Annotated in this window: 6 protein-coding genes and 2 tRNA genes; 1 reads left to right on the top strand and 7 read right to left on the bottom strand. The window is 64.0% G+C overall.

Translation table 11 applies throughout. The annotated features are described in order from the left end of the window. Window positions 1-762, bottom strand: a 762-nt coding sequence (locus VLR48_RS11090; protein ID WP_325291843.1) for an ABC transporter permease, incomplete at its 3' end; no start/stop codon positions are given. Then, window positions 759-2,933: an ABC transporter substrate-binding protein gene (locus VLR48_RS11085; protein ID WP_325291842.1), complete on the bottom strand. Its 2,175-nt coding sequence runs from the start codon at window positions 2,931-2,933 to the stop codon at window positions 759-761. The genes VLR48_RS11085 and VLR48_RS11090, both read right to left, overlap by 4 nt. Window positions 2,934-3,202: 269 nt before the next feature. Between VLR48_RS11085 and VLR48_RS11080 the strand changes: the two genes are divergently transcribed. After that, window positions 3,203-3,979, top strand: coding sequence for an enoyl-ACP reductase (locus VLR48_RS11080; RefSeq protein ID WP_325291841.1), 777 nt, complete (start codon window positions 3,203-3,205; stop codon window positions 3,977-3,979). Between the two features lie 95 nt (window positions 3,980-4,074). Here VLR48_RS11080 and VLR48_RS11075 read toward each other — a convergent pair whose 3' ends face one another. From VLR48_RS11075 to VLR48_RS11055, 5 genes are all read right to left on the bottom strand, one after another. After that, entirely contained in the window at window positions 4,075-5,997 is a 1,923-nt protein-coding gene (locus VLR48_RS11075; protein ID WP_325291840.1) for a SurA N-terminal domain-containing protein, read from the bottom strand. An 89-nt stretch (window positions 5,998-6,086) separates the two neighbouring features. After that, window positions 6,087-6,163, bottom strand: a tRNA-Asp gene (locus VLR48_RS11070). Between the two features lie 38 nt (window positions 6,164-6,201). Next, window positions 6,202-6,277: transfer RNA gene (locus VLR48_RS11065), tRNA-Val, on the bottom strand. A gap of 13 nt (window positions 6,278-6,290) precedes the next feature. After that, the gene (locus VLR48_RS11060; RefSeq protein WP_093027006.1) at window positions 6,291-6,563 is read right to left on the bottom strand and encodes an HU family DNA-binding protein; all 273 of its coding nucleotides are present in this window, start codon (window positions 6,561-6,563) and stop codon (window positions 6,291-6,293) included. A gap of 438 nt (window positions 6,564-7,001) precedes the next feature. Next, a partial coding sequence (locus VLR48_RS11055) for a S16 family serine protease (RefSeq protein WP_325291839.1) occupies window positions 7,002-7,576 on the bottom strand: 575 nt, incomplete at its 5' end.

Here is a 7,576-nt window from a genome sequence, read left to right as displayed (position 1 = left end):
GACACCGGTTAGGATGGGGATCAGGGCATTCTGCAGGACATGGCGGAAGAGGACGCGCCGCTCGCTCAAACCCTTGGCCCTCGCGGTGCGCACATAGTCCTTGGAGATCTCCTCGAGAAAGAGGGTGCGATACCAGCGGGTGCCGGCCCCGATCCCGCCGATCACGCCGACGATCACCGGAAGGATCAGGAATTTCCACGCCTCCACACCCGTGTCGTAACCCGAGACGGGCACGAGGTGGAAGAGTTTGCCGAGCAGAAACTGTCCGCCGATGATGTAGAAGAGGCCCGAGATCGACATCATGGCCACCAGCAGGACGACGCTGCCGATGTCCACATAGGTCGCTCGAAAAAAGACGATGAAGAGCGCGTATGAGATGTTGAAGGCGAGTCCGACCAGCAGCACGGGGATGGCGATGGCCAGACTCGGCCACATCCGCTGTGAGATGTCGTAGCCGATGTCGCGACCGTTGTCTGACGAGCCGAAGTCGAAGACGAACAAGCGGATCGATTTCTCGAAAAAGATGGTCTCCGTGAGTCGCCCGAGACCGGAGGCATCCGGGTTGTAGAGCAGCGGTCGATCGTAGCCTTGCTCCTGCTTCCAGGTCTGGATCGCCTCCTCGGTGACCCTCTTCTCGCCGAGATGCATCCGTGCCATGTCGTCGGGGGCGTTGACCACGAAGAAGAGTACGAAGGTGATGAGGTTGACCCCGATCAGGATCGGGATCGCATAGATCAATCGCCGGATGATGTAGGCCGTCACAGCGCGGTGCTCCGCTCGCGCCGCCACACCAACCAGAGCGCCGGAAGGATGATCACTATGAGGAGTACCCCGATCGCCCACAGCGGCCAGAGGATGGGCGGGTTCCAGTCACGGCGCAGCGTCTCGCGCATCTCGGGGTCGACCCGCCGATACTTGAGTGTGTTGTTCGCCATCTGATTCGGACTGGCGTTGTACGTCCAGCGATGGTGCAGGCTGAACGCCTTGGGGTTGAAGCCCCACAGCCAGGGCGCGTCGGTGCGAGCGATCTCGACCATGCGGTCGATCGCGGCCTGGCGCTCCGGACCGTCGTCCATGAAGCGCATCGCGTTGAAGAGACGATCGAATTCCGGATTGGCATAGTTCGCCGCGTTCTCGCCTTGATGCTCGACCTTGCCGTTCGGCCCGTAGAGCAGGAAGAGGAAGTTCTCCGGGTCCGGGTAGTCCGCGTTCCAGCCCCACATGAAGACCTGACCGGTCCCGTTGCGGATCTTCTCCTGAAACCGGTTGTAGTCGGTCGAGCGGATCACGAGCTCGATGCCGAGCTTGGCGAACTGCTTGCGGATCCAGTTCAGACGGGCGCGGTCGTCGGGGCCGGTCGCGATCGCCTCGTAGTTGATCGTGAGTGCCCGCCCGGTCGCTTGGTCGCGACCGCCCGGATACCCTGCCTGCTCCATCAGGACGCGCGCCTCGTCGAGACTCCGACGCACGGCCCGGCCATCGACCCATTCGTAGACGAATGGATTGATGCCCGACTCGCCCTCGCGATAGCCGAAGATCCCGGGCGGGATGGGCCCCTGCGCGACCAGACCGCGACCGTTCGTGAAAATGGAGATGAACTCCTCGAAATCCACCGCGATGGCGATGGCCCGGCGCAGGAGGCGCGCCCGCTCCGAGTCCCCGCCGATCACGGGATCGAGCATGTTGAATCCCATATACATGACGGATGGCTCGACCGACGTCAGCAGGGTAATCCCGCGCTCGCGCATCGCATCGGTGAGTACCGGCTCGCCCCCGGCGTCGATCTGAACGGCTTGATCGAAGGCGTCGGAGGCGATCCCGGAGCTGTCGTAGAAGCCCTGCAGGAACTTGTTCCAGCGCGGGATGTTTTCCTTCTCGAGGCTATAGATGGCCTTTTCGATGAAGGGCATCGGCCGGCCGGCATCGGCGAGGATCCCGGATGCCGTGTCCTCGGGCATGCCCTCGCTCGGATAGGGCTCGCCGCGGAAATTCGGGTTGCGCTCGAGCACCATCCGCAGGTTCGGATTGTTCTCGCCGAGCATGAAGGGACCGGTGCCGACGGGGTACCAGTCCAGCGTGATGTTGCGCTCGCGCAGACCCGGCTGGGCGTAGAAGACCTCCGCCTCCCAGGGCATAGGGGCAAAGAAGGGCATGGCGAGCCAGTAGGCGAACTGCGGGTACTTGCCCTTGACGCCGATGCGGTAGCTGTAGGGGTCCACGACCTCGACACCGGCGATCTCGGAGTCCCGCAGTCGGGCCACACGCTGCAACGGATCCGTTTCGACGGCCTCGGCCAGGCCTTGCGCATACTCGTCGAACCCGAGGATATGCTTCTGCATCACCCCGGCGATCGGCGAATGTGTCCAGGGCGCAGCCAGACGCTTGATCTGGTGGACATAGTCCTCCGCTGTCAGCTCGCGCGTCCCGGTCTGCTCGAAGTCTCCGAGCTGGTTGATGCCGTGCAGATCGCGGGTGGTCAGGGCATGATAACGATAGTCGCCCGAATCCTCCGCGGCGAAGGCCGGATGGGGCTGGTAGCGGATCCCGGGCTGGATGCGGATCAGATAGTCGCTGCGATGGATCGACTCGGCCGGTGCATCCTGCGGGAGCGGGTTGCCGTCGACGTCGAAATACGCAGGCTCGGGCACCTCCAGCGCGGTAAGCGGCACCAGACGATAGGGACGCAGCAGAAAATGGTACTGCAGCGGCGGCTCGTAGATTTGTGCGAGGAAGGCATACTCGTCGGCGCTGTAGGAGCGTGCGGGATCCAGGTGCTTGGGGCGCTCGGCGAACGAGCTGTAAACCCGGTTGCCGGTCGCGTCGCCCGCCGGGTAGGGATCATTCCAAGGCGCCTCGCCGCATCCCGCCAGCAGGATGGCGACCAGGCCAAGCAGAAAACGCCCTCGGATGTCGAACCGCTCGATTGACCGCACGCCTGACCCTTTCACCGATAACCGAGTTTCTGTAATGTTAGCGAGGCAAATGGGGGTAAGAAGAGGGATTGCATCGGCCTAGAGGTGTTCGCGCCGAAGCGCAGACCTCAACCGTCGGACCCGCGACGGCGCCGATCCCGATCTTCAAACGATTGCGCGGACAACCTCTCGGGTGAATTCATCCGTGCATGCCCTTCCCGCCCCGACCGAATCGCGCGCCTTGCGGCGCCACCCATTGAACACCCACTGAACGGAAGAGATATCGAATTATGGGATTCCTAAGCGGAAAGAAGATCCTCGTCACCGGGGTCGCGAGCAACCGATCCATCGCCTGGGGTTGTGCCGAGGCCATGCACCGCGAGGGCGCCGAGATCGCCTTGACCTATCAGAACGACAAGCTCAAATCCCGCGTCGAAGACATGGCGGCCAAGTGCGACTCGGATCTGACCTTTCCACTCGATGTCGGCAGCGACGAGGACATCGAGGCCCTGTTCGCCGCGCTTGCCGATCGCTGGGACGGCTTGGACGGGATCGTCCATTCGGTCGCCTTCGCCCCGCGCGATCAGCTCGAGGGCGACTATGTCGACGCCGTCACACGCGAAGGCTTCGCAACCGCCCACGACATCAGCTCTTACAGCTTCGCCGCTCTGGCAAAGGCCGGCCGCGGAATGATGCAGGGGCGCAACGGCGCGCTCGTCACCATGACCTATCTGGGCGCCGTGCGGGCTGTTCCCAACTACAACGTCATGGGTGTGGCGAAGGCGAGTCTCGAGGCGAACATGCGTTATCTCGCGGCCTCTCTCGGCCCGCACGGGACGCGCGTCAACGCCGTCTCGGCCGGACCCATACGCACGCTTGCGGCAGCCGGGATCTCGGATTTTCGCGACATGCTGAAGAAGGTCGAGGAACGCACGCCCTTGCGGCGCAACGTCAGTATCGAGGAGGTCGGAAATGCCGCCGCCTTCCTCTGCTCGGACCTGGCGAGCGGGATTACGGGAGACGTGCTGTACGTCGATACCGGGTACCACATCCTGGGACTGGGCTAGAGTCGCGGCGGGGCGGCCGGGCAGCCGCTCCGGGTCGCCCCCCCCGAGCGGTTGTCCGCGGCGGGGCGACCGGCGGAGCCGGGCCAGTCGTCGGATCAGAGGTCCGAAGTCGTCTTGATCGGATTGCGCTCCACCTTGGCCCGCAACTGCATGTCTCCCAGCATACCGTCGTAGACGTGACGGCCGAGCAATTGGGCGAGCATCTCGGATTCGGATGCGGGTGAAGGGCCTTCCGAAGGCGTCTCTTCGCCGTCCTTGACCTCGGTGACTTGAATCACCGCCACATCACCGTTCTCGAGTACCGTCGTGCCGACACTTGCCGTGCCCTCGACAGGCGCAGGCAGCGTAAAGGCCAATTGCCGAACCGGCGCCGGAACACTCGCAAGATCTCGGCCTACGGCACCAGGGGTCTCGACCACCGCCGAGGGCATCGCCTCGGACCAATTCACGCCTTGCCGAAGCTGCTCGACAGCCGTCCCGGCCGCCTGTAGAGCCGCCACGCGGGCTCGCTCCGAACGCAGCTCCTCGACGATCTCGTCGCGCACCTCGTCGAGTGGACGAATCGCCGCCACACGGTGATCCGCGACGCGCAGGACGACGGCCCGAAGGACCTCGGGCTCGGGCTCGATCAGATCGCTATTGGTGCGACCCACGAGAACCTCGTCGCTGAACGCGGCACCCGTCACCCGGGGATGCGCGAGTACGCCTTCCCCGCCCGAGCGATCGATCCAATCGCTTTGCAGGAGCGTCAGACCAAGCTCGTCCGCAGCAGGCTGCAGGCTGTCCGGGGTTTCGTAGGCCACATTAGCGAGCCGCTCGCCAAGATCGTAGAACAGCGATTCGGCACGCTGGCGCGAGACCTCGGCGCGAAGCTCCTCCTTGACCTCATCGAACGTCTTCAGCGCCGGCGGGATAATCTCGGTCACCTCGATCAGGTGATAGCCGAAGCGCGTGCGCACAGGCTCGCTGAGCTCGCCCTCGGGAAGCGCGAAGGCCACCGAATCGAACACCGGATCCATGATGCCTTGCTCGATGGTCCCGAGCGATCCGCCCTCGCTCGCGCTTCCGGGGTCCTGCGACTCGGCTCGCGCGACCTCGTCGAACGCTTCGCCCGCAAGGATCCGCTCCCGAATGGCCTGAACCTGCGCCTCGACGGCCTGCGCCGCAGCGTCGTCGGCGTCTTGCGGGACATTCAGAAGAAGATGGCGCACGCTGCGCTGCTCGGGCCGACCGAAGCGTGACTGATCCTGCTCGTAGACGCGCAGAAGCTCGTCGTCGCCGATCTCGGCACCTTTCGCAAGCTCGGCCACATCGAGGACCAGATAGTCCAGCTTGACCATTTCAGGGCTTTGGAAACGCGCCCCGTTCGCGTCGTAGAAGGCCTGAATCTCGTCATCACCGATCGGTGCGTCGCTGCGGAAATCCGCCGCGGGCATGACGGCATACGACAGCTCGCGCGTCTGACCGGCGAGTCGCCGATAGTCGCCGAGCTCCCGGCTCGTGACGAGCTCGCTTCCGACGACGGCGCGCAGTAACTGGTTGCCGATCAATTGCTGACGCAGCTGCTCCTCGAATTGTGCCGGAGAAAGCCCTTGGAGGCGGAGCAATCGCTCGTAGGACTCGCGATCGAAGCGACCGTCGCGTTGGAAGGCAGGCTCGGAGAGGATCTGCAGACGGACCTCCTCGTCCGAGACCCGCATACCGATGCGGTTGGACACGTCCAACAGCAGCGTTTGCCGAATCATGTCGTCGAGGACCTCGGTACGCAGGCGTCCTTCTTCGAACAGCGCCGGATCGTAGGCCGCCCCGAGACGCTCGCGCAGCTCGATGCGCGCCTGTTGCGCACGCCGGCTCAGATCACGGTCGGTGATCTCGACCCCGTTGACCTTCGCGACGACAGGCTCGCCCCCGACACCCAGGTAGGACTGGATGCCCCACAGGGCGAATGGAATACTGATAAGTCCGACGATGACCCAGGCGAGCCAGCCCTGGGCACGTTCCCGAATGGCTTGAAGCATGAGGCTTTCAACTGCTGAATGGGGCGGTGGAGGACGGATCCGGGAAAGAAGTCGGGAATACCGAAGGCGGTATCCCCGACGGGCAGTGATGGCGGAGCGGACGGGGCTCGAACCCGCGACCCCCGGCGTGACAGGCCGGTATTCTAACCAACTGAACTACCGCTCCGAAAAACTTCGGCTCCGAAAATATGACTTCGAAGCACTTGGTGGGTGCTGCAGGGATCGAACCTGCGACCCTCGCCTTGTAAGGGCGATGCTCTCCCAGCTGAGCTAAGCACCCCTCAGACGAACAACTATTGTACTGCGTCCTTCAGGGCTTTGCCAGCCTTAAATGAAGGTGTTTTGGATGCCTTGATCTCGATCGCCGCACCCGTCTGGGGGTTGCGACCGGTGCGCGCGGCACGCTCCTTCACTGCGAAGGTTCCGAAGCCGATCAGGGAGACCGTATCACCCGCCTTGAGTGCACCGGCGACGCCATCGGTGAAGGCATCCAGGGCCTTTCCCGCTGCAGCCTTCGAGATATCCGCGGCATCCGCCATTTTTTCGATGAGTTCCGACTTATTCATTGCTCCCCCTGTTGATTCGTTCACTTTGCGCAAATGGGCGTCCCGACGTCGAGGTAGCCGAAACCGGCTTCCGTCCGATGAGCGGGACCGCAACACCGCCTCGGCGGTCCGACCGACCTGCGCTGCATGCTAAATCGGAGTCCTGACGAGGGCAACCGGCTTTTTGCTGTTCGTTCCGATTAAACGACTTTCTGTAGACGAAACGAGAACGACTCGCGCGCAGCCGCACCGCACAGGGCGCGACGTTGGCCCCCGAGACGCGATTCGCACTGACGAGACACGCCTGCGGGGCGATTCAAAGACGCTGCGACGGAATCGGGAGAAGTGCCTTCGAGGACCCGATTCGGCGGGGAATGTGCGCGGGACGGAGATCCGAGGGTCGCACCGTGGCCGGGAGGGCCCCGGGTCGCCCCGAGAGCCCTCCCGGCCCGGTCGACATCAATGGTGGAGCCGAGCGGTCTGATCGCGCACCGGCTCGGCAGGAGCCTCGCGCTTGTCCTCCTCCACCGTGATCGGGTCGCTTCCGTCGGCCTCGGCGGCGATACGCTCCGGGTGTTTCGTCAGGGCGATGTCGAGGACCTCATCGATCCAACGCACCGGATGGATGTTCAGATGCTGCTTGATGTTCTTCGGGATCTCGGTGAGATCGCGCTCGTTCTCGAGCGGAATGATCACCGTCTCGATACCGCCACGGTGCGCCGCGAGGAGTTTCTCCTTCAGCCCGCCGATCGGCAAGACCTCCCCGCGCAGGGTGATCTCGCCGGTCATGGCGACGCTTGCCTTCACCGGGATCTTCGTCAAGGCGGACACCAGCGCCGTGCACATGGCCACGCCGGCACTCGGGCCGTCCTTCGGGGTCGCCCCCTCGGGTACGTGGATATGCACGTCGAGCGTGTTGTGGAAGTCCGGCGGGACCCCGAGCGCGTCGGCGCGCGAGCGCACGACGGTCATCGCGGCCTGGATGGACTCCTGCATCACCTCGCCGAGCTGCCCCGTGTGGGTGAGCTTGCCCT

The organism is Thiocapsa sp., assembly GCF_035467215.1.
Taxonomy (GTDB): Bacteria; Pseudomonadota; Gammaproteobacteria; order Chromatiales; family Chromatiaceae; genus Thiocapsa.
This window is presented reverse-complemented; position numbering and strand designations above follow the sequence as displayed.